Annotated in this window: 20 protein-coding genes and 1 pseudogene; 11 read left to right on the forward strand and 10 right to left on the reverse strand. The window is 71.8% G+C overall.

Going from position 1 to position 18,351, the window contains the following annotated elements; all coding sequences use genetic code 11:
* Window positions 1-232: 232 nt before the first annotated feature.
* Both ACLQ3F_RS30600 and ACLQ3F_RS30605 read left to right on the forward strand, forming a co-directional pair.
* Window positions 233-394 carry a hypothetical protein gene (locus ACLQ3F_RS30600; RefSeq protein ID WP_425853093.1) on the forward strand — a complete coding sequence of 54 codons (162 nt, stop codon included), beginning with the start codon at window positions 233-235 and terminating at the stop codon, window positions 392-394.
* Complete coding sequence (locus tag ACLQ3F_RS30605; RefSeq protein WP_425853094.1) at window positions 381-1,628, forward strand: helix-turn-helix domain-containing protein; 1,248 nt, start codon at window positions 381-383, stop codon at window positions 1,626-1,628. The genes ACLQ3F_RS30600 and ACLQ3F_RS30605 overlap by 14 nt, the downstream gene beginning before the upstream one ends.
* 54 nt (window positions 1,629-1,682) lie before the next feature.
* Here the strand turns inward: ACLQ3F_RS30605 and ACLQ3F_RS30610 are convergent, their stop codons facing one another.
* Complete coding sequence (locus ACLQ3F_RS30610) at window positions 1,683-2,132, reverse strand: hypothetical protein (protein ID WP_425853095.1); 450 nt, start codon at window positions 2,130-2,132, stop codon at window positions 1,683-1,685.
* A 139-nt stretch (window positions 2,133-2,271) separates the two neighbouring features.
* Here ACLQ3F_RS30610 and ACLQ3F_RS30615 point away from each other — a divergent pair.
* Window positions 2,272-3,470: pseudogene (locus ACLQ3F_RS30615) on the forward strand (epoxide hydrolase family protein).
* Window positions 3,471-3,477: 7 nt separating this feature from the next.
* On the opposite strand, the gene ACLQ3F_RS30620 reads toward ACLQ3F_RS30615, so the two are convergent.
* Window positions 3,478-4,344: a metallophosphoesterase family protein gene (locus ACLQ3F_RS30620; RefSeq protein WP_425853097.1), complete on the reverse strand. Its 867-nt coding sequence runs from the start codon at window positions 4,342-4,344 to the stop codon at window positions 3,478-3,480.
* Between the two features lie 139 nt (window positions 4,345-4,483).
* Here ACLQ3F_RS30620 and ACLQ3F_RS30625 point away from each other — a divergent pair, with 139 nt between their 5' ends.
* Entirely contained in the window at window positions 4,484-5,335 is an 852-nt protein-coding gene (locus ACLQ3F_RS30625; protein ID WP_357196317.1) for an alpha/beta fold hydrolase, read from the forward strand.
* Window positions 5,336-5,427: 92 nt separating this feature from the next.
* Here the strand turns inward: ACLQ3F_RS30625 and ACLQ3F_RS30630 are convergent, their stop codons facing one another.
* The 6 genes from ACLQ3F_RS30630 to ACLQ3F_RS30655 are packed head-to-tail and all read right to left on the reverse strand — an operon-like array spanning window position 5,428 to window position 11,048.
* Window positions 5,428-6,444, reverse strand: a complete 1,017-nt coding sequence (locus ACLQ3F_RS30630; RefSeq protein ID WP_355006668.1) for a methyltransferase — start codon at window positions 6,442-6,444, stop codon at window positions 5,428-5,430.
* Between the two features lie 42 nt (window positions 6,445-6,486).
* On the reverse strand, window positions 6,487-7,116 hold the full coding sequence (locus tag ACLQ3F_RS30635; protein ID WP_425853099.1) for a hypothetical protein: 630 nt from the start codon (window positions 7,114-7,116) through the stop codon (window positions 6,487-6,489).
* Window positions 7,113-8,519 carry a selenium-binding protein SBP56-related protein gene (locus ACLQ3F_RS30640; RefSeq protein ID WP_425853101.1) on the reverse strand — a complete coding sequence of 469 codons (1,407 nt, stop codon included), beginning with the start codon at window positions 8,517-8,519 and terminating at the stop codon, window positions 7,113-7,115. Before ACLQ3F_RS30640 ends, ACLQ3F_RS30635 begins: the two co-directional genes overlap by 4 nt.
* Window positions 8,520-8,533: 14 nt before the next feature.
* Entirely contained in the window at window positions 8,534-9,265 is a 732-nt protein-coding gene (locus ACLQ3F_RS30645; RefSeq protein ID WP_355006671.1) for an ABC transporter ATP-binding protein, read from the reverse strand.
* Window positions 9,238-10,071, reverse strand: a complete 834-nt coding sequence (locus ACLQ3F_RS30650; protein WP_425853103.1) for an ABC transporter permease — start codon at window positions 10,069-10,071, stop codon at window positions 9,238-9,240. The genes ACLQ3F_RS30645 and ACLQ3F_RS30650 overlap by 28 nt, the downstream gene beginning before the upstream one ends.
* Window positions 10,068-11,048 (reverse strand): aliphatic sulfonate ABC transporter substrate-binding protein, encoded by a 981-nt coding sequence (locus ACLQ3F_RS30655; RefSeq protein ID WP_425853105.1) that lies wholly within the window; start codon window positions 11,046-11,048, stop codon window positions 10,068-10,070. The genes ACLQ3F_RS30650 and ACLQ3F_RS30655 overlap by 4 nt, the downstream gene beginning before the upstream one ends.
* Window positions 11,049-11,225: 177 nt before the next feature.
* Between ACLQ3F_RS30655 and ACLQ3F_RS30660 the strand changes: the two genes are divergently transcribed.
* Window positions 11,226-12,401 carry an LLM class flavin-dependent oxidoreductase gene (locus ACLQ3F_RS30660; protein WP_425853107.1) on the forward strand — a complete coding sequence of 392 codons (1,176 nt, stop codon included), beginning with the start codon at window positions 11,226-11,228 and terminating at the stop codon, window positions 12,399-12,401.
* A 33-nt stretch (window positions 12,402-12,434) separates the two neighbouring features.
* Here ACLQ3F_RS30660 and ACLQ3F_RS30665 read toward each other — a convergent pair whose 3' ends face one another.
* On the reverse strand, window positions 12,435-12,980 hold the full coding sequence (locus ACLQ3F_RS30665; protein ID WP_425853109.1) for a GNAT family N-acetyltransferase: 546 nt from the start codon (window positions 12,978-12,980) through the stop codon (window positions 12,435-12,437).
* A complete protein-coding gene (locus ACLQ3F_RS30670) occupies window positions 12,973-13,368 on the reverse strand; it encodes a hypothetical protein (protein ID WP_425853111.1) in 396 nt (131 codons plus the stop codon). The genes ACLQ3F_RS30665 and ACLQ3F_RS30670 overlap by 8 nt, the downstream gene beginning before the upstream one ends.
* A gap of 323 nt (window positions 13,369-13,691) precedes the next feature.
* Here ACLQ3F_RS30670 and ACLQ3F_RS30675 point away from each other — a divergent pair, with 323 nt between their 5' ends.
* Genes ACLQ3F_RS30675 through ACLQ3F_RS30700 form a run of 6 tightly spaced genes read left to right on the forward strand, consistent with a single transcriptional unit; the run spans window position 13,692 to window position 18,290 of the window.
* A complete protein-coding gene (locus tag ACLQ3F_RS30675; protein ID WP_030335444.1) occupies window positions 13,692-13,994 on the forward strand; it encodes an urease subunit gamma in 303 nt (100 codons plus the stop codon).
* Window positions 13,991-14,338, forward strand: coding sequence for an urease subunit beta (locus tag ACLQ3F_RS30680; protein WP_425853113.1), 348 nt, complete (start codon window positions 13,991-13,993; stop codon window positions 14,336-14,338). The genes ACLQ3F_RS30675 and ACLQ3F_RS30680 overlap by 4 nt, the downstream gene beginning before the upstream one ends.
* On the forward strand, window positions 14,335-16,038 hold the full coding sequence (locus ACLQ3F_RS30685; RefSeq protein ID WP_425853115.1) for an urease subunit alpha: 1,704 nt from the start codon (window positions 14,335-14,337) through the stop codon (window positions 16,036-16,038). The genes ACLQ3F_RS30680 and ACLQ3F_RS30685 overlap by 4 nt, the downstream gene beginning before the upstream one ends.
* Complete coding sequence (locus ACLQ3F_RS30690; RefSeq protein ID WP_425853117.1) at window positions 16,038-16,784, forward strand: urease accessory protein UreF; 747 nt, start codon at window positions 16,038-16,040, stop codon at window positions 16,782-16,784. The genes ACLQ3F_RS30685 and ACLQ3F_RS30690 overlap by 1 nt, the downstream gene beginning before the upstream one ends.
* Window positions 16,774-17,574, forward strand: coding sequence for an urease accessory protein UreG (gene ureG, locus ACLQ3F_RS30695; RefSeq protein WP_425853119.1), 801 nt, complete (start codon window positions 16,774-16,776; stop codon window positions 17,572-17,574). Before ACLQ3F_RS30690 ends, ureG begins: the two co-directional genes overlap by 11 nt.
* The gene (locus tag ACLQ3F_RS30700) at window positions 17,574-18,290 is read left to right on the forward strand and encodes an urease accessory protein UreD (RefSeq protein WP_425853120.1); all 717 of its coding nucleotides are present in this window, start codon (window positions 17,574-17,576) and stop codon (window positions 18,288-18,290) included. Before ureG ends, ACLQ3F_RS30700 begins: the two co-directional genes overlap by 1 nt.
* Window positions 18,291-18,351: the final 61 nt, after the last annotated feature.

Consider the following 18,351-nt stretch of genomic DNA (forward strand, 5'->3'; position numbering starts at 1 on the left):
AAGCCGAAGCCAAGATCAGCCACTACGCCCGACAAGCCCTCACAGAGCCCTGAAACGGATCTCCTGCTGGAGTACTAACAAGGACGTCCCCAGTCGTCCGTGAATCGCGGTGAAGTCGTCATTACCAATCGGCGGAGCCTGGATCCACAGGACAGGTCGTCCAAACAGGACGTGAGATGCACGGCCGAGGTTCGGTGAGTCCAAGCTTCGGCACCGGCTGGCGGGGGTGGGCATGCAAGGCGACGAGCCGACGAGCAGGGCCGAGCAGTGTGAAGCGGCCGAGCGGGAGGCCGCCAAGCAGCGTCTCCTGGCGCAGGCCGAGGCGGAGCGCGTCCCCGTGGAGGAGACGACCCGCGCGGTCCCGGACCGGCGGTGGCGGCGTGACCAACGATGACCTCCCGATCGGCCGCCGCGTCGCCCGGTGGCGGGTGCGGCGGTCGATGACGCAGCAGATGCTCGCCGACCGGTTGCGCAGGTCGAAGAGCTGGGTGGACAAGGTGGAGCGGGGCGTGCGCGCCCTGGACCGGTACTCGGTGATTCAGGAGTTGGCCATCGTGTTGCGGGTCGACCCGGAGGTGCTGCTCGGCCAGCCACAGAGCACGCCGGCAGGCACGCCGGACGGGGTGGACGAGATCCGGGCTGCGCTCGCCCGTTACGACACCCCGCAAGCCCCCGAGCAGGCGGACGAGCTGAGGAGGCAGGTCGGGTACGCCTGGTTGAGCTACCAGTACGCGCACTACGGCCAGTTGGTAAGGCTCCTGCCGAGTCTGCTCGACGCAGCCCAGGCCGCGCAGGCACCAGAGCTGCGGGCACAGGCGTACCGGATCACCTCGTCGCTGCTGGTGAAGCTCGGCGAGGCCGACCTCGGCTGGCTGGCCGCCGACCGAGCGATGTCCACCGCCGACGACCCGATCTTGGCCGCAACGGCGACCATCTCGGTAGCCCAGGCGCTCCGCGCGTCAAACCGCGACCGCCTAGCCCTAACAGCGGCCCTAACCGCAGCGAACCGCATCCTCCCGGCTCCCTCCCAGCCGGCTGATCATGAGGTTGGTGGGCTTCGTGGAGATCAAACCGTCCGTCAACCTCATGATCAACGAGGCGAGGGCGAGGGCGGGCCTGCGCGACAGCGACCGCCGGGGGAGTGGGCGGTGGGTGGGACGTTGCTGCTCCAGGCGGCACTGGCCGCCGCCGGCTGCGGCGAGCACCGCCAGGCCGAGGAGCTGACCGAGCGGGCTGCGGGCGTCGCCGCCAGCCTGCGGGGGTACGACGATCCGCACCGCACCAGCTTCGGGCCGGTTGCCGTCGAGCTGGCGCGGGTACTCGTGGCGGCGCAACGGGGTGACGCATCCGGGGCCTTGCAGAGGCACTCGACTGTGGTCCGGCGGGAGGGGTGGCGGCGATTGCCGGCTGAGTATCGAGGCGCGTACCTGGTCGACGCCGCTCGGGCGTACCTCCAGGTGGGTGACCTGCGCGGGGCGGCCCGCGCCCTGGTCGACGCGGACAGCATCGCGCCGGGCGAGGTTCGGTGCCGGCCCCTGGCGCGTACCGTGATCGCCGATGTTGCCCGCGCGCAGCCGGCGCTGGCCGGCGTCGCGCGACTGGCCACGGTGGTCGGCCTCACCCGCTGACGGACGAGCGCCGGCGCAGGTCGTAGGCCGGGTGGATGGTGCGTAACGGCAGCGTCAGTGCTCCCAGAGGTCTTCGGTGCGGAAGTACCTGGCGGTGAACTGCTCTTCCAGGGATTCGGTGTCCGTCTCATCTGTCCACCAACCTGGCCAGACGTCGACGCCGGAGGGCGCGCTGATGGCCGTCAGGACGGTGGAGCACCGGTGGCAGCGCCGAGGCGCGGAGTCCCGGAACCGCCCGCCGCAGTCGCATCGCCGTAGCCGTGCCTCAACTGCCGCCATCAGCGTGGGGTAGGCGTCGTCCCGGGCAGGGAGCGCGTCCGCGATGGCCGCACACGTGCTGTCGTAGTAACTGACGTCGACCCGCATCGGGCAGCCGTCGCAGTAGAGGAAATAGCAGTCCAGCAGCGGCGAGTGGTCGAGGCGGTAGAGGCGTTCGCGGCACTCCGGACAGGTGACTTCCTCGCCATTCAGCCAGTTGTCGTCGACTTCGTCCGGTTGGCTCACTTGTTGATCATTCCACGGGTGAGGCGCGTCGGCGATTCGCGTTTGGGCCCGAGTACCACTGGCTCGCTGTGAGACTGGGCGGGTGCCGGCGCTGTCGGTGCATCGGCACTGTCCGACTCGACTTGGCGAGGTGGGGAAGATGTCCAACGACACCGAGATTCGTCCCTTCCGGCTCGACACATCGGAGGACTCGATCGCCGACCTGCGTCGCCGGATTGCCGCTACCCGCTGGCCCACCCGTGAACTGGTCACCGATCGCTCGCAGGGGGTGCAGCTGGCGACGATGCAGGAGCTGACCCGCCACTGGATGACCTCTTACGACTGGCGTGCGTGCGAGACGAGGCTGAATTCGCTGCCGCAGTACACGACGAACATCGACGGCGTCGAGATTCACTTCATCCACGTGCGGTCGCAGCATGAGAGCGCCCTGCCGCTGATCATGACGCACGGGTGGCCAGGCTCGGTCGTCGAGCTGCTCGGAGCCGTCGGCCCGCTGACCGACCCGACGGCGCACGGCGGCACGCCCGAGGACGCGTTCCACCTGGTGCTGCCGTCGTTGCCCGGTTACGGCTTCTCCGGCGAGCCGACCGAGCCTGGCTGGAATTCCGCGCGGATGGCACAGGCGTGGGCAAAACTCATGCAGCGCCTCGGTTACTCGCGCTACGTCGCTCAGGGGGGGGCGACGTCGGCGCCGCCGTCACGGACGCCATGGGGCGTCAAGGACCCGAGGGGCTGCTCGGCATCCACGTCAACCTGCTCGCCGGGGCGGTCGGCATCAAGGACAAGTTGCCGGCGAACTCCGAGCAGGAACGCGCCGCGCTCGACGCGCTCAAGCTGTTCTCGATGGACGGCTTCGGCTACTTCCTGGAGCAGTCGACCCGGCCGCAGACGATCGGCTACGCGCTGCTGGACTCACCCGTCGGGTTGGCGGCCTGGATGCTCGACCACGACACGGACAGCTACTACAAGATCTCCCGCGCGTTCCTCGACGGCGAGCCGGCCGGCGGTCTCACCCGGGACAGCATCCTCGACAACATCACGCTGTACTGGTTGACGGGCACCGGCGCTTCGTCCGCCCGGTGGTACTGGGAGCAGGGGCGGTTTCAGGCAGCGGCCCAGGCGTCCGGTCAGACTCCGCCACCGGTCACGGTGCCGGTCGGCTTCACCACGTTCCCCGGCGAGATCTGGGCCGCTCCGCGCAGCTGGGCCGAGGCTGTCTACCCCGGCATCGCGTACTTCAACGAGGCTGAGCGCGGCGGGCACTTCGCCGCCTGGGAGGAGCCGGAACTCTTCTCCGCCGAGGTGCGGGCCGCGTTCCGGCCACTGCGGAAATCCTGACGGCCTCTCACCCGCTGACGGACGAGCGCCGGCGCACGTCGTCCGCCGGGTTGATGGTGCGCACCGGGTCGGGCACCGACCCCCGGGGCTGCCACTCGCGGGGGTAGCCCAGGGAGACCTCCTCGAAACGCACCCCGTCGTAGAACGTGGTGCGGGGGATGTGCAGGTGCCCGTACACAACGGTGGACGCGCCGAAGCGCAGGTGCCAGTCGCCGGTGCGGACGGTGCCGCACCACTGGGCGAAGACCGGGAAACGCAGGACGTCGGTGGGGTCCCGCACCAGCGGGTAGTGGTTGACGAGCACCGTCGGCAGCGTCGGGTCGCGTTCGGCCAGCCGGCGTTCGGTCTCGGCGACCCGTGCCGCGCACCACGCCTCCCGGCTCGGGTACGGGTCGGGGTGCAGCAGCGCCTCGTCGGTGCACACCACCCCGGCCTGGTGCGCCAGGGCCAGTGACTCCTGTTGGGTGCGCGCCTGCGGCACCCGGAACGTGTAGTCGTAGAGCACGAAGAGCGGGGCGATGGTGGCCGGGCCGCCGTCGCCGTCCCACACCGGGTACGGATCCTCCGGGGTGATCACCCCCAACCGCTGGCACATCCGCACCAACTCGCGGTAGCGCTCCTCGCCGCGCAACGTGACCGGGTCGCGCGGTGGCGTCCACAGCTCGTGGTTGCCCGGTGCCCAGACGACCCGGGCGAACCGGCTGCTCAGCAGCCCGAGCGCCCACTCGATGTCGGCGAACCGGTCGGCGACGTCCCCGGCGACGAGCAGCCAGTCGCCGGCATTCTCCGGGTGCAGCTCTTGGACGAACGCGCGGTTCTGCGGGTGCCCGACGTGCAGGTCACTGACGGCCCGCAGCCGGGGCGGAAGTTTCACCCCCCGAGGTTAGGGCGGCGGGGGAGGGTCGGGGAACCCCTGTTCCTGCTGTTCGGGCCGATCTGACGGCCCGCATATCCGTCGACCGGGCGGGAAAGCGCGGGGCGTCCGACAGCCCAAACCGGAGCAGGAGTAAAACATGCCTTTCATTACCGTGGGGACGGAAAACTCCGCGCCCATCGACCTGTACTACGAGGACCACGGTTCCGGTAAGCCGGTGGTGCTCATCCACGGCTTCCCGTTCAACGGTGCGACCTGGGAGAAGGAGACCACCGCGCTGCTCAACGCCGGATACCGGACGATCACCATTGATCGGCGCGGTTACGGTAACTCCGCCCAGCCGGCGTTCGGGTACGACTACAACACGTTCGCGGCGGACCTGGACGTGTTGATGACCGAGCTGGACCTCAAGGAGGCGACCCTGATCGGTCACTCGATGGGCACCGGCGAGGTGGTCCGCTACCTGGGTAACTACGGCTCGCAGCGGGTGAGCCGGGCCGTGCTGCTCAGCCCGCTGCAACCGATGCTGGCCAAGGCGAGCGACAACCCGGAGGGTGTCGACCGGAGCCTCTTCAAGGGCTTCCAGGACGCCATCATCAAGGACCGCTTCGCCTACCTGACGTCCTTCTGCGACGCGTTCTTCAACCCGGACCAGAACATGGGTAAGCGGGTCAGCGAGGAGGCGTACCGGGCGCACTGGCAGATCGGTGCGATGGCTTCCGGCAAGGCCACCCACGACAGCGTGGACGCCTGGCAGGAGGACTTCCGCCCGGATCTGCCGAAGATCAACATTCCGGTCTTGATCGTCCAGGGTGACCAGGACCGTGTGCTTCCCTACCCGGTGACCGGTCAGCGGCTCGGGCCGATGATGCCGACCGCCCAGCTCGTCACGCTCAAGGGCGCGCCGCACGGCATCCCGTGGACCCACGCCGACGAGGTCAACAAGGCGATCATGGACTTCATGAAGCAGCCGGCCAAGGCTCGCGCCTGACCCGTACCGGTAGCCGATCGGACGCCAGCGCCAACCCGGCGCTGCGACACCCGGCCCACGGTTTCGCACCCGGGGCCGGGTGTCGTCCGCGTTCAGGCCCGGCGCGCCACCACCGCGCCGTTGGCGCCCGGCGCGTCGAACGGCACCGTACGCACGTCGACGAAGCCGGCGTCGGTGAGCCAGGCAGCGTACTCGGCGCCCGAGTAGTTCCGGCCACCCTCGGTCTCGACGAGCATGTTCATCCCCATCAGGGCCGCTTCCGGCGGCCCGGTGCGCTCGTCGTTGAGCAGCAGTTCGCAGACCACGATCGCTCCACCGGGCGGCAACGCCGCGTGGCACCGGGCCAGCAACGCCCGGTTGGTCGGCTCGTCCCAGTCGTGCAGGATCATGCTGAGCAGGATGACGTCGTGCCCGTCGGGTAGCGCCGGGTCGGCGAGGAAGTCACCGCCCACCGCGTCGATCCGCCCGGTCAGGCCGGCCTCCGCGATCCGCTCCCGGGCCCGCACGCAGACGTGCGGCAGATCCAGGACGGTGGCCCGCAGCTCGGGCAGGCGGCGGCAGAACTCGATCGGGAACGCGCCGGCACCGCCGCCCACGTCGAGCAGCCGGCGGTGCGCCGAGAAGTCGTACGCGTCGGCCAGCGCGCTGGCGGTGAAGCTGGACGTGGAGAACATCGCGTCCCAGAACTGCGCCAGCATCTCCGGATCGGCGGTGTCGAACATCGACTGTTGGGCCTCCGGGTCCCAGGTCAACGGCCGATCCGTGCGCAGGGCCTCGCCGATGCGGTGCCAGGGCAGGTAGGTGCGCAGGTCCGAGTAACGAACCTGCGCCCCGAAGTAGTACGGGCGACCCTCGACCAGGAACTGCTCGGCCAACTCCGAGTTGCGGTAACCGTCACCCGCCTTCTCCAACAGGCCGAGCGACGCGCTGGCGGCCAGCAGCAGGTCCGCGGGCCGGTCGGGCAGCCCGAACTCGGCGGCGGCCTGCTCGACGGTCATCGTCCGCCCGCCGGCCAACCGGGTGAACAGACCGAGCTCGACGCCGGCCGCGAGGGTCTTGAACCCCCACACACCGGCCACCAGGCGCATGAGGGGAGTGGGAGTGATCACCCCGACATCAGATCACGATTCGCCGCCGTCCACGATGGTCGGTCATGCCCGGATCAGCGTCACCAACCCCGCGGCCACCAGCACTCCGGCCCAGAGTCGGTCCACGTTGAACCAGGCCCGACGCAGCACACCGACCCCGAGCACCTCGTAGACCAGCAGCGCCACGGCCAGGGCGACGCCGAGCATGGCCACGGTGTGCACCCCGGCCGCCGCGAGGCCGGACAGCGCGCCGACCGGCGCGGCGGCCAGGTGCCCGGAGTGACCCCCGGGCACCGGCTCGGCTACCAGCACCGGCACCAGCATGAGACCTGCCCCGTGCGCCGACGACATGAGGAACGACCAGGCGGCGAGCTGCGCTGCCGACAGCCGCATCCCCGCCCAGCGGAAGTGCCGCTCGGAGAGCAGCCGCCACAGCCCGAAGGCCACCAGCACCACACCGCCGACCACCGCGAGGGTGCTGCTCGCCGTCACCGACCGGGTCGCGGTGACCAACGCGGCGACGATGGCCACCGAGGCGAGATGCCCCGCCGCGATCGGCGGCAGGGCGCGCAGCAGCGCCAGCCGGCTGCGCTCCTGGAGGCCCCGCGCCACGGAAAACAGCCAACCCATCGCCGGGTTCAGACCATGGAACGCGCCGAGCGCGGCGAGCGTCGCGAGGGTGGTGACGGTCATGGATAGCAGTACGAGTCGGAGGAGGCGTCCCCGCCCTGCAACCGGGTCTGGTGCACCCGCAGGCCCCGGAACTCATCCCCGTGCGGAAAGAACCGCTCATCCGGGGCGAGCCCGCCGGCGTCCACGTCGACGTCGAGCTTGGCCAGCCAGGCGCCCACCCCGTCGGGGTAGAACTGGTCGTCCCACGCGCCGTAGAGCGAGTTGCTGACGTAGACCCGCCGGCCGTCCCGGCTGACCTCCACCATCTGCGGGCCACCCGCGAGGGGCTCGTCGGGTGCGGACGGGTGCGCGGTGCGGCGGACGATCCCGCCGAGGTGCACCGAGCCTGTCTGGACCGGGTGCAGCGGGTCGCTGACGTCGTACTGGCGCAGCTCCCCGGTGCCCCAGCAGGAGACGTAGAGGAACCTGTCGTCGACCGACAGGTCGATGTCGGTCACCAGCGGCGGCACCGCCCCGAACGGCTTGAGCAGGTCGGGCAGGTTCGCCGGGTCGGCCGGCTCGGCCGGGATGTCGATGACCTTGGTGACGGCCCAGGCGTCCCCGTCGCGGTGCCAGAGCCAGATCGAGGCGGACAGGTCTTCGACGCTGATCACCACGCCGACGAACCCGTACGACTTCGTCGGATCGTGTGCCGGCCGCAGCTCCAGCGGCATCTGGTACTGGTCGCCGAGATCGACCCGTTGGACGTGCCGGCGTTTCGCCAGATCCCAGAAGTGGATGGCGTGCCCGTAGCGTCGACCCAGCAGCAGCTCACCGATGATGCCGTCCTCGATCATCGGCGGGGTGCCCCACTCGCTGGTGACCAGCACGTCCTGGGTCAGGTGCCACCACACGTCGTACGCCAGGAACTGCGGCCCCCGGTCGGCCTCCCACGCCCCGCGGACCTCGAACGTGGTGTGGTCGAGAATGGCGATGCCACCCGGGCCGTCCGCGCCGTCCGCGCCGCCGAGAGCGGAGAGGTAGATGCCGTCCGGGCCGCAGTGCACTGTGTGCGGCCGTGAGTAGCCGGCCCGCTTCGCCAGCTCGTCGGCCCCGATCACCTTGACGATCTGCGGCTGGCGCGGATCGGGTTGGGTGTCGAGCACGTGGATGCGCGATGACCGCAGGCCGGGGACGATCAGGTAGCGCCGCTCGACATGCGGGTGCGGCGCGGTCGGGCAGAGCGCGCTGCTGCACGCGTTCCAGCCGAAGTGGTGCAGCTCGTCACCCACGTACGGCAGGTCGGTCCAGCCGACGACCCGGCCGTAGTCGGGGGAGTCGGGGTCGGTGTCCAGCACCACGATGGCGTCCGGACGGCTGGCCGTCCGGTCGAAGGCCGCCACGTAGGCGAGCTTCTCCGCAGGTGCGGTCACCGCCTCGCGGGGCGAGGGGTAGAACGTGGGGTCGGGGGTCCAGCGGGTCATCGCAGCTCCGCTCGTCAGGTGGTGGGAACGCCGAGTCGGTCGAGCAGGTGGCGGCGCAGCGCGCCGAAGGCCGGGTCGTCCGGCGTGCGGGTGGGGCCGAGGTCGACGGGCAGTTCCGCGGCGATCCGGCCCTCGTCGAGGAGCAGGATCCGGTCGGCGAGCAGCAGCGCCTCCTCCACGTCGTGAGTGACCAGCAGAGCGGCGAAGCCGTGCTCGGCGCGCAGCCGGCGCAGCAGGATCTGCATCCGCAGGCGGGTCAGCGCGTCCAGGGCGCCGAACGGCTCGTCGAGCAGCAGCAGGTCCGGCTCGCGGACCAGGGCCCGCGCCACCGCCACCCGCTGCGCCTGCCCACCCGACAACTCCGCCGGCCAGGCGCGATCCCGCTCGGCGAGACCGACCTCGGCCAGTGCCCGCCGGATCCGCCCCGGGCCGTCCGCGCCGGACAGGCCGAGCCCCACGTTCTCCGCCACGCGTTTCCATGGCAGCAACCGGTGCTCCTGGAAGACGACCGCGGCGGTGCCGTGCACGACGCTCGTCCCGCTGGCCTCGCCATCCAACCCGGCGAGAATCCTCAGCAGCGTGCTCTTGCCGGAACCGCTGCCGCCCAGCAGGGCCACCACCTCGCCGCGGGCGATAGTCAGGTCGACGCCGGCCAGCACGACCGTCGGCCCGAACGCCCGGCGCACCGCGTGGGCGGTGAGCACCGGCTCGGCGCCGTTCAGGTGGCCCGCAGTCCGCGACGCCATGTCAACATCCTCCTCTCCAGGACGCGCAACGCACTGTCGGATATCAGCCCGAGCAGCGCGTAGACGAGCAGGCCGAGCACCACCACGTCGGTCTGGCTGAACTCCCGCGCCTCCATCATCAGAAAGCCGATCCCGGTCTGGGCGTTGACCTGCTCGCCGACGACCAGGCTGAGCCAGGCCGCCCCGATCGCCAGCCGCAGACCGAGGAAGAGCGACGGCAACGCGCCGGGCAGCACCACGTGCCGCAGTCGGGCGGCCTGCCCCAGACCACAGGTGCGGGCCGCCTCCACCAGCCGCTCGTCGATGTCCCGGATCCCGGCGTAGGTGTTGAAGTAGATGGGGAAGAACGCGCCCAGAGCCACCAGGCTGATCTTGAGTGATTCACCGATGCCGACCCAGATGATCAGCAACGGGACCAGCCCGAGGTGCGGCAGCATCCGGGCCATCTGCACCGGCGGGTCGACCAGGTCGTCACCGAGCCGCAGCAGCCCGGCCACGGTGCCCAGGACCAGGGCCAGGAGACCGCCGATCAGCAGGCCGGCCCCGGCCCGCGTGAGGGAGTCCAGCAGGTGGATTCCGAGCGTCCCGTCCCGGCTCAGCCGCGCGCCGGTGGCCAGGACGTCGCTGGGCGCGGGCAGCTTCTCGGCCGCCAGCAGCCCGGTCCGCGCAGCCAACTCCCACCCCAGGACCAGCACCACCGGGCTCACCACCCGCCGCCAGCGCCGGGTCGACCGCTGACGACGGGGTACGACAGGCGCCGCCGCTGTGACCTCTTCGGGCGCCTCGACGAGAGTCGCCCGACTCACTGGAACACCTCGTTGAACCGGCCGTCGACCCGGGATCGGAGGTCGACCGGCCCCGGGATGAGTTCCAGGGCGATGAAGCTGTCGGTGATCGCCTGAAGTTCGTCGCCGATGGCCGGGGTGACCGGGGCGAGGGGCTTGGCGCTGCGGGCCAGGGCGCGGCTGGTGACGTCCTGGGGGATTTTCAGCTCCGGCGCGAGGGTGCTGGCTCGCTCCTCGGGGTGGGCGATGCCCCAGTCGGTCACCTCGCGGTAGCGCTGGAGGAAAGCGCGGATCTCGTCCGTCCGCTTGTCGACCGCTCGGGGGGAGGCGAGGACATACTCGCGGTTGCTGGCCAGACCTGTCGCGTCGGCGAGCACCTGGACCCCCGGTTGCTCGGCAAGGGCGAAGTACGGGTCCCAGATCACCCAGGCGTCGATCTGCCCGCCGTCGAACGCGGGCCGCCCCTCGGCGGGCTTGAGGTACTTGACCTGGATGTCCTTCAACGTCATGTTGTTCGCCTCCAGCAGCCGCACCAGCAGCCAGTGCACGTTGGACCCCTTGTTGAGGGCCACCGTTCGGCCCTTGAGGTCGGCGAAGCTGCGGTAGCCCCGGTCGGCCTTGACCAGCACGGCCTCCCCCTGCGGAATCGGTGCCGAGGTGCCGATGACGGAGAACGGAATCTTCCCGGCGGCGGCGAAGACGGGCGGTGCCTCGCCGACCTGTCCGATGTCGATGGAGCCGGCCTTGAGCGCTTCGGTGAGCGCGGGTCCGCTCTCGAACAGCGACCACTCCACATCCGGTGCGGCGCCGCGCGCCTTGACCAGGCTCAGCCCGCCGAAGCGCTGGTAGCCGATCCGGAGCTTCTGCGCGCTGCCGCCGTCCGCATCGGCGGATCCGCCGCACGCGCTCACCGCGACAGTGGCGAGCAGCGCCACTGTGCTGAGTGCCGCCGTCAGGAGGCGGCGGTGCCGGGGACGGCTCGTCGACGGGGTGGGCATGGCGGCTCCTCGGGTCGGGGGCAGGCGGACAGCGGCGCATCGACAGGTGTCGGCGCCGGCAGTAGCCTACTAACCCGATAGGTTTTATGGGTAGGCTGTCAGCGGGATCGTCCCACCCCTCAGGAGGTGCCCGCCTCGCCGCGTGCGCCGACCGCCCCCGCTGGAGGAAAGAGCCCCATGACCCTCACCTTCCACTGGTTCCTGCCCACCAACGGCGACAGCCGGGACATCGTCGGCGGCGGCCACGGCGTACCGACCGGTGCCGCGGGAGGCGCCCGCCCGGCCAGCGTGGCGTACCTCGGGCAGATCGCCCGCAGCGCCGAGCAACTCGGCTTCGTCGGCGCCCTCACCCCCACCGGCGCCTGGTGCGAGGACGCCTGGCTCAGCACCGCGATGCTCAGTGAGGTGACCGAGCGACTCAAGTTCCTGGTCGCCTTCCGGCCCGGGCTGCTGGCCCCCACGCTGGCCGCCCAGATGGCCTCGACCTTCCAGCGGCTGTCCCGGGGCCGGCTGCTGCTCAACGTGGTCACCGGCGGCGAGTCACAGGAGCAGCGGGCCTACGGCGACTTCCTGGACAAGGACGCCCGGTACGCGCGGGCCGACGAGTTCCTGCACGTGGTGCGTGCGCTGTGGCGCGGCGAGACCGTCGACCACGACGGCGCCCATGTCCGCGTCGAACAGGCACGGCTGCACCGGCTGCCCGACCCGGTGCCGCCGGTCTACTTCGGTGGGTCCTCCGCCGCCGCGCTTCCGGTGGCGGTGCGGCACAGCGACGTCTACCTCACCTGGGGCGAGCCGCCGGCCCTGGTCGCCGACAAGCTGGAGCGGGTCCGGGCGCTGGCCGCCCGCGCCGGGCGGGAGTTGCGCTTCGGCATCCGGTTGCACGTCATCGTGCGTGACACCGCCGAGCAGGCCTGGGCGCAGGCCCAGCGCCTGCTCGACGGGGTGTCCGAGGCCGACATCCGGGCCGTGCAGGAGGGACTGCGCCGCAGCGAGTCCGAGGGGCAGCGCCGCATGCTCGACCTGAACGGTGGCTCCCGCGACGGCCTGGAGGTCGCCCCCAACCTGTGGGCGGGGGTCGGGCTGGTCCGCGGTGGGGCCGGCACCGCGCTGGTGGGCAGCCACGCCGAAATCGCCGACCGGATCGCTGAATACCACGCGCTCGGCATCGACGAGTTCATCCTCTCCGGCTATCCGCACCTGGAGGAGGCGTACTGGTTCGGGGAGGGCGTGCTGCCGATCCTGCGCGAGCGTGGGCTGTGGCGGCACCCCGACGGCCAGCCAGGGACCGGCGACCACGTCGACATCCCCTTCGCCGGCGTGCCAGCGCCGCAACCCGCCGTGGCCCGCTGACCGGCGGTCCGCCGCAACCGCCGCCACGACCGCCTACAGGTCCATCGCGTAGACCCGGACCCGGCGGCCCGTGTCCGGTTGCACGGTCTCCCGCTCCAGCGACATGCCCAGCTTGACCATCACCCGCGCGGACGCCTCGTTGCCGACGACGTGGATGCTGACCAACCGCCGCAGGTCGAGCGTGGCACGAGTGTGGGCGACAACGGCCTGGGCGGCCTCGGTGGCCAGGCCCCGACCCCAGTACGCGCGGCCGAGCCGCCAGCCGATTTCCACAGCCGGCATGATCTCGGGCAGGAAGCTCGGCACCGCCAGTCCGGTGAAACCGGCCAGCTCCCCGGTCTCGCTGATCTCGACCGCGTACAGGCCGAAGCCGTGCTCGTCCCAGTGCCGCTGATAGGTGGCCACACGCTCCGCTGTCGCGGCCCGGTCGAGGGTGCGGCCGTGATGGATGTAGCGCATCACCTCGGGCTGCGCGTTGACCGCTGCGAACCCGTCCAGATCATCGCTGCGCATGCGGCGCAACAGCAGCCGCGCGGTCCTGAGGGACGTGGCATCGAGAGGGCTCGTCAGGTCAGGCACGCTCCCTTCTAGCATGCCGCCGCGCCGCGAGGCTCACCACGGTGCTGCCGGCCGCCATCCCGACCAGCACCAGAACCCCCCCGACCACCCACAGCCCGCTGTCGTCGGTCCCGGCGGCCCGCCACGACCAGACCGCCGTGAACGCCACGGTCATCACCGGCGCCACCAGCCACGGGCTGAGCCGCGTCCCGGCGAGCGCGGCCAGCAGCACGAGCGTCAACACACACCCGATCACCTGCCACGGCTCGTACGGGCCGCTGCTCGCGCCGGTCTGCGCGTCGACCGTGTACCGGGTGTCCCAGCCCAGCCAGAGGAGCCACGTCCCGACCGTGGCCGCCGCCAGGAACAGAACACCGAGCAGTGCGCGCGTACCCCTCGTCGCCGTCATCCGGTGATCATCCCCTGCCTGCCGCCGCACGTGAACACGTACCCGTACCGGGCCGTGTACCAGGCCGATCCCCAATGGACTGTTGCCTCGGTCGGTGGCGATCCTCTACGGTCTGCTCAGCGGTGGGCGGTGCGGTCCGCATCCGACCCGACACCGCCGGATGCCCGTCGTGCGGGCCGGGATGGTGGAGTCCCGGGTCGCCCCGTCGGCGGTGGCCCGGCGGTCGTGTGACTCCCAGCTCGTCCCCTCGGGTCCTGGTGCCCGGGTGGCTCCGCGTGGAGCCGACGGCGAGCCGGGGCACGCCGACCCACCGGGAGAGCCCCGTGTTCCTCAGCCCGCACGAGCAGGATCGCCTGCTCGTCCACGTCGCGGCCGATGTCGCCCGCGCCCGCCGCGAACGCGGCCTGCGTCTCAACTACCCCGAAGCCGTCGCGGTGATCACCGCGTTCCTCCTCGAAGGGGCCCGCGACGGGCGGTCGGTGGTCGACCTGATGTCGGCCGGCCGGGCGGTGCTGGGCCGCGACGACGTCCAGGACGGCATCCCCGAGCTGCTGAGGGAGGTGCAGGTGGAGGCGACGTTCCCGGACGGCACCAAGCTCGTGACGGTGCACCACCCGATCCCGTGATCCCCGGGGAGATCCTGCCGGCGGCCGACCCGGTCGAGATCAACGTGGGTCGTCCGGTGACCACGGTGTTCGTGGTCAACACCGCCGACCGCCCGGTGCAGGTCGGCTCGCACTACCACTTCGCCGAAGCCAACCCGGCGCTGTCGTTCGACCGCAGTGCGGCCTGGGGGCAGCGGCTCGCCGTCCCGGCCGGCACCTCCGTCCGGTTCGAGCCGGGCATCAACCGCAGCGTCGAGCTCGTACCACTTGGCGGCGCACGTGTCGTGCCGGGCCTGCGCGCAGAGTGCGCGGGACCGCTGGACCCCTCGCCGCACGCGGTCACCGCCGACGGGTCGCCGCGGTGAGCGCCGTGCGGCGGGACCGCTACATCGACCTGTACGGCCCGACGACCGGCGACCGGATCAGACTGGCCGACACGAACCTGCTGATCGAGGTGGAGACCGACCACTGCGTGGGCGGCGACGAGGCGGTCTTCGGCGGCGGGAAGGTGATCCGCGAGTCGATGGGGCAGTCCCGTGTCACCCGCGCCGAGGGGGCACTGGACACCGTCATCACCGGCGCGGTGGTGCTCGACCACTGGGGCGTGGTCAAGGCCGACGTGGGGCTGCGCGACGGGCGCATCGTGGCGCTCGGCCGGGCCGGCAACCCGGACACCATGCCCGGTGTGCACCCCGACCTGGTCATCGGCCCGTCGACGGAGGTGATCGCGGGCAACGGGCGGATCCTCACCGCCGGCGCGGTCGACACCCACGTGCACTTCATCTGCCCGCAGATCGTCACCGAAGCGCTGGCCAGTGGCATCACCACGATGGTCGGCGGCGGCACCGGGCCGGCCGAGGGAACGCGCGCGACAACTGTCACCCCGAACGCCTGGCACCTGGCCCGGATGCACGAGGCCCTGGACACCATGCCGGTCAACGTGCTGCTGCTCGGCAAGGGCAATACCGTCTCCAGCGAAGCGCTGTGGGAACAGTTGCGGGCCGGTGCGGGCGGTTTCAAGCTGCACGAGGACTGGGGCACCACACCGGCGGCGATCGACGCCTGCCTGCGGGTGGCGGACGCGTCCGGGGTCCAGGTGTCGATCCACACCGACACGCTCAACGAGGCCGGATTCGTCGCCGACACCCTGCGGGCGATCGGTGGGCGGGCGATCCACTCGTACCACACCGAGGGAGCCGGTGGCGGGCACGCACCGGACATCATCACCGTGGCCAGCGAACCGAACGTGCTGCCGTCGTCGACCAACCCGACCCGGCCGTACACCGCGAACACCCTGGCCGAGCACCTGGACATGCTGATGGTCTGCCACCATCTCAACCCGTCCGTGCCGGAGGACCTCGCCTTCGCGGAGAGTCGGATCCGACCGTCCACGATGGCCGCCGAGGACCTGCTGCACGACCTCGGCGCCATCTCGATCATCGGCTCCGACGCGCAGGCCATGGGCCGGGTCGGCGAGGTGATCATGCGGACCTGGCAGAGCGCCCACGTGATGAAGGATCGGGTCGGCGCACTACCGGGTGACGGGCCCGCCGACAACCACCGGGCCCGACGGTACGTGGCGAAATACACCATCTGCGCCGCGATGGCCAACGGCCTGGAACGGGAGATCGGCTCGGTCGAACCGGGCAAGCTCGCCGACCTGGTGCTCTGGGACCCGGCGTTCTTCGGGGTCCGGCCGCACCTGGTACTCAAGGGCGGCATGATCGCGTACGCCCAGATGGGCGACGCCAACGCCTCGATCCCGACACCGCAGCCGATGCTGCCGAGGCCGATGTTCGGGGCGTACGGCGCGGCGGCGGCCGCCACCAGCCTGGCCTTCGTGGCCCCGGCAGCCCTGGACGCCGGGCTCCGACTGGACGTGCGTCGCCGGGTGGTGCCGGTGAGCGACGTACGGTCGCGGGGCAAGGCCGACCTGCCGGAGAACAACGCGATGCCGCACATCGAGGTGGACCCGGACACCTTCACGGTGCGGATCGACGGGCAGGTGGTGGAGCCGGACCCGGTGACCCGGCTGCCGATGGCCCAGCGGTACTTCCTGTTCTGATGGCAACGCCGAGCCTGCTGTTGTTGTTGGCCGACGGACGTTTCCCGGCCGGGGCGCACGCGCACTCCGGTGGTCTGGAGGCGGCCGTCGCCGCCGGCCGGGTCACCGACCTGGCCACGTTGGAGGCGTTCCTGGCCGGGCGATTGGCCACCGCCGGTCTGGTCGGCGCGGCGTTCGCGGCAGCCGCACACCGGGCGGCGGTGGCCGAGACCGCCGACTCCGCCAACCCGGCCCGGTCCGCCCGAGGGGCGGACGCGCCGGCTGAGTCCGCCGCTCGGTCGGACGCGCTGGCTCGGCTCGACGCGGAGCTGGACGCGCGTACCGCTGCCCCGGCGTTGCGGGCGGTCTCGCGCCGACAGGGCAGGGCGCTGCTGCGGGCCGGGCGGGCCATCTGGTCGGACGCCCCGTTCGCCGACCTGCCCGCGACGCCCGGTGGCGCACACCAGCCGCTGGTGCTCGGGCTGCTCTGCGCCGCGGCCGGGCTGTCCCGTGTCGAGACCGCCACGACCGCCGCGTACGGGACGCTGACCGGGGCGGCCAGCGCCGGCGTACGTCTGCTCGGCCTCGACCCGTACCAGGTCCAAGCGCTGCTGGTCGGCCTGGCCGACGCCTGCGACGGCACGGCCGCCGACGCGGCGCGGGCCGCCGATGATCCACCGGAGCGGCTGCCAGCCGCCGCCGCCCCACTCGCCGACATCCATGCCGAGATCCATGCCACCTGGGAGGTGCGTCTCTTTGCGTCCTGACACCGTTGTGCCGAGCGCTGTGCCCGCCGTCGAACCGATCACGCCGCCGCCGGGCACGCCGACGGCGGCCATCCCACCCCACGACGAGACCGTTCCGCACACCCATCCGGAGCCGGGGGTGGACCCCCATCCGCCGTTGGCGCGTGCCGGCCGTGCCCTGCGGGTCGGCATCGGCGGCCCGGTCGGTTCCGGCAAGACGGCCCTGGTGGCCGCGCTCTGCCGTGCCTTCGCCGACGAGTTGCGGCTCGGCGTGGTGACCAACGACATCTACACGACCGAGGACGCCGACTTCCTCCGGCGGGCCGGCGTGCTGGACCCGGCGCGGATCCGCGCGGTGGAGACGGGCTGCTGCCCGCACACGGCGATCCGCGACGACATCGGCGCCAACCTGGACGCCGTCGACGAACTGGCCGATGCGGTCGGCCCGTTGGACCTGGTCCTCGTCGAGAGTGGTGGGGACAACCTGACGGCGACCTTCAGTCGGGGGCTGGTCGACCGGCAGATCTTCGTGGTCGACGTGGCGGGCGGGGACAAGGTCCCCCGCAAGGGCGGCCCGGGGGTCACCGCCGCCGACCTTCTCGTGATCAACAAGACCGACCTGGCCCCGATGGTGGGCGCCGACCTCGCCGTCATGGATCGTGACGCGCGGGCCCGGCGCGGCGACCTCCCGACCCTCTTCCTGTCCATCGTGGGAGACCCCACCGCCACGTCGGTCGCGGACTGGATCCGGCACGAGTTGGCCCACCACGCCGCCCTGCACCCGCTCGCCGTACCGGCGGAAACGGCCTGATGCGAGCGCTCGCCCGGCTGGTCGCCCGGGCCGACGGGCGGGGCGGCACGGCCCTTGTCGAGCTGCACGGCGAAACGCCGTTGCTGCTGCGCCAGACCCCGACCGACGGTGGTGTCGCCACTGTGCACCTCGTCGGCGGGGCGGCTGGGCCACTGGCCGGCGACGATCTGCGCCTGGAGATCGAGGTCGGGCCGGGCGCGGCCGTGCGGGTGCACAGCGTCGCCGCGTCGATCGCCCTACCGGGCCGCGTGGGTGCCGTCTCCCGGATGGCGGTGCGGGCGGTGGTGCACGCCGGGGCCACGCTGCACTGGCTCCCGGAACAGTTGGTAGCGGCGGCTGGCTGCGCGCACCTCGCCGAGTCCCGGATCGAGTTGGCCGCCGGCGCGGGCCTGCGGTGGCGCGACGAGCTGATCTGCGGCCGGTACGGCGAGGCGCCCGGCAGCGCCGTCCTGCACACCCAGGTCGACTACGCGGGTCGACCACTGCTGCGGCAGTCCCTCGCCGTGGGACCGCACGCGCCGGGCTGGGCCGGCCCGGCCGTGCTCGGCGGCGCCCCGGCCACGGGATCGCTGCTGGTGGTCGACCCGTCGCGGCCGGCCGAACCTCCATTGGCCGAGGGCGGTGTCGCCCGGCTGCCGTTGGCCGGCGGCCCGGCGACCCTGTGGACGGCCACCGCTCCCGACGCGCACACCCTGCGCGCCCACCTCACCGGCTAGCCCACCTCACCGGCTAGGAAGCCCAGTCGGTCCGCCTACCCCGGGGGCCGTTCTGGAGGCG

Origin of the sequence: Micromonospora sp. DT15 (assembly GCF_049841475.1) — a bacterium.
Lineage (GTDB): Bacteria > Actinomycetota > Actinomycetes > Mycobacteriales > Micromonosporaceae > Micromonospora.

Excerpts from the sequence above, each read along its gene's own strand:
- ACLQ3F_RS30625 (WP_357196317.1), top strand. The coding sequence starts at position 4,484 with ATGCCTTTCATTACCGTGGGGACGGAAAACTCCGCGCCCATCGACCTG.
- ACLQ3F_RS30690 (WP_425853117.1), top strand. The coding sequence starts at position 16,038 with ATGGCAACGCCGAGCCTGCTGTTGTTGTTGGCCGACGGACGTTTCCCG.
- ACLQ3F_RS30645 (WP_355006671.1), bottom strand. The coding sequence starts at position 9,265 with ATGGCGTCGCGGACTGCGGGCCACCTGAACGGCGCCGAGCCGGTGCTC.
- ACLQ3F_RS30655 (WP_425853105.1), bottom strand. The coding sequence starts at position 11,048 with ATGCCCACCCCGTCGACGAGCCGTCCCCGGCACCGCCGCCTCCTGACG.
- ACLQ3F_RS30635 (WP_425853099.1), bottom strand. The coding sequence starts at position 7,116 with ATGACCGTCACCACCCTCGCGACGCTCGCCGCGCTCGGCGCGTTCCAT.
- ACLQ3F_RS30700 (WP_425853120.1), top strand. The coding sequence starts at position 17,574 with ATGCGAGCGCTCGCCCGGCTGGTCGCCCGGGCCGACGGGCGGGGCGGC.
- ACLQ3F_RS30600 (WP_425853093.1), top strand. The coding sequence starts at position 233 with ATGCAAGGCGACGAGCCGACGAGCAGGGCCGAGCAGTGTGAAGCGGCC.
- ACLQ3F_RS30670 (WP_425853111.1), bottom strand. The coding sequence starts at position 13,368 with ATGACGGCGACGAGGGGTACGCGCGCACTGCTCGGTGTTCTGTTCCTG.
- ACLQ3F_RS30660 (WP_425853107.1), top strand. The coding sequence starts at position 11,226 with ATGACCCTCACCTTCCACTGGTTCCTGCCCACCAACGGCGACAGCCGG.
- ACLQ3F_RS30640 (WP_425853101.1), bottom strand. The coding sequence starts at position 8,519 with ATGACCCGCTGGACCCCCGACCCCACGTTCTACCCCTCGCCCCGCGAG.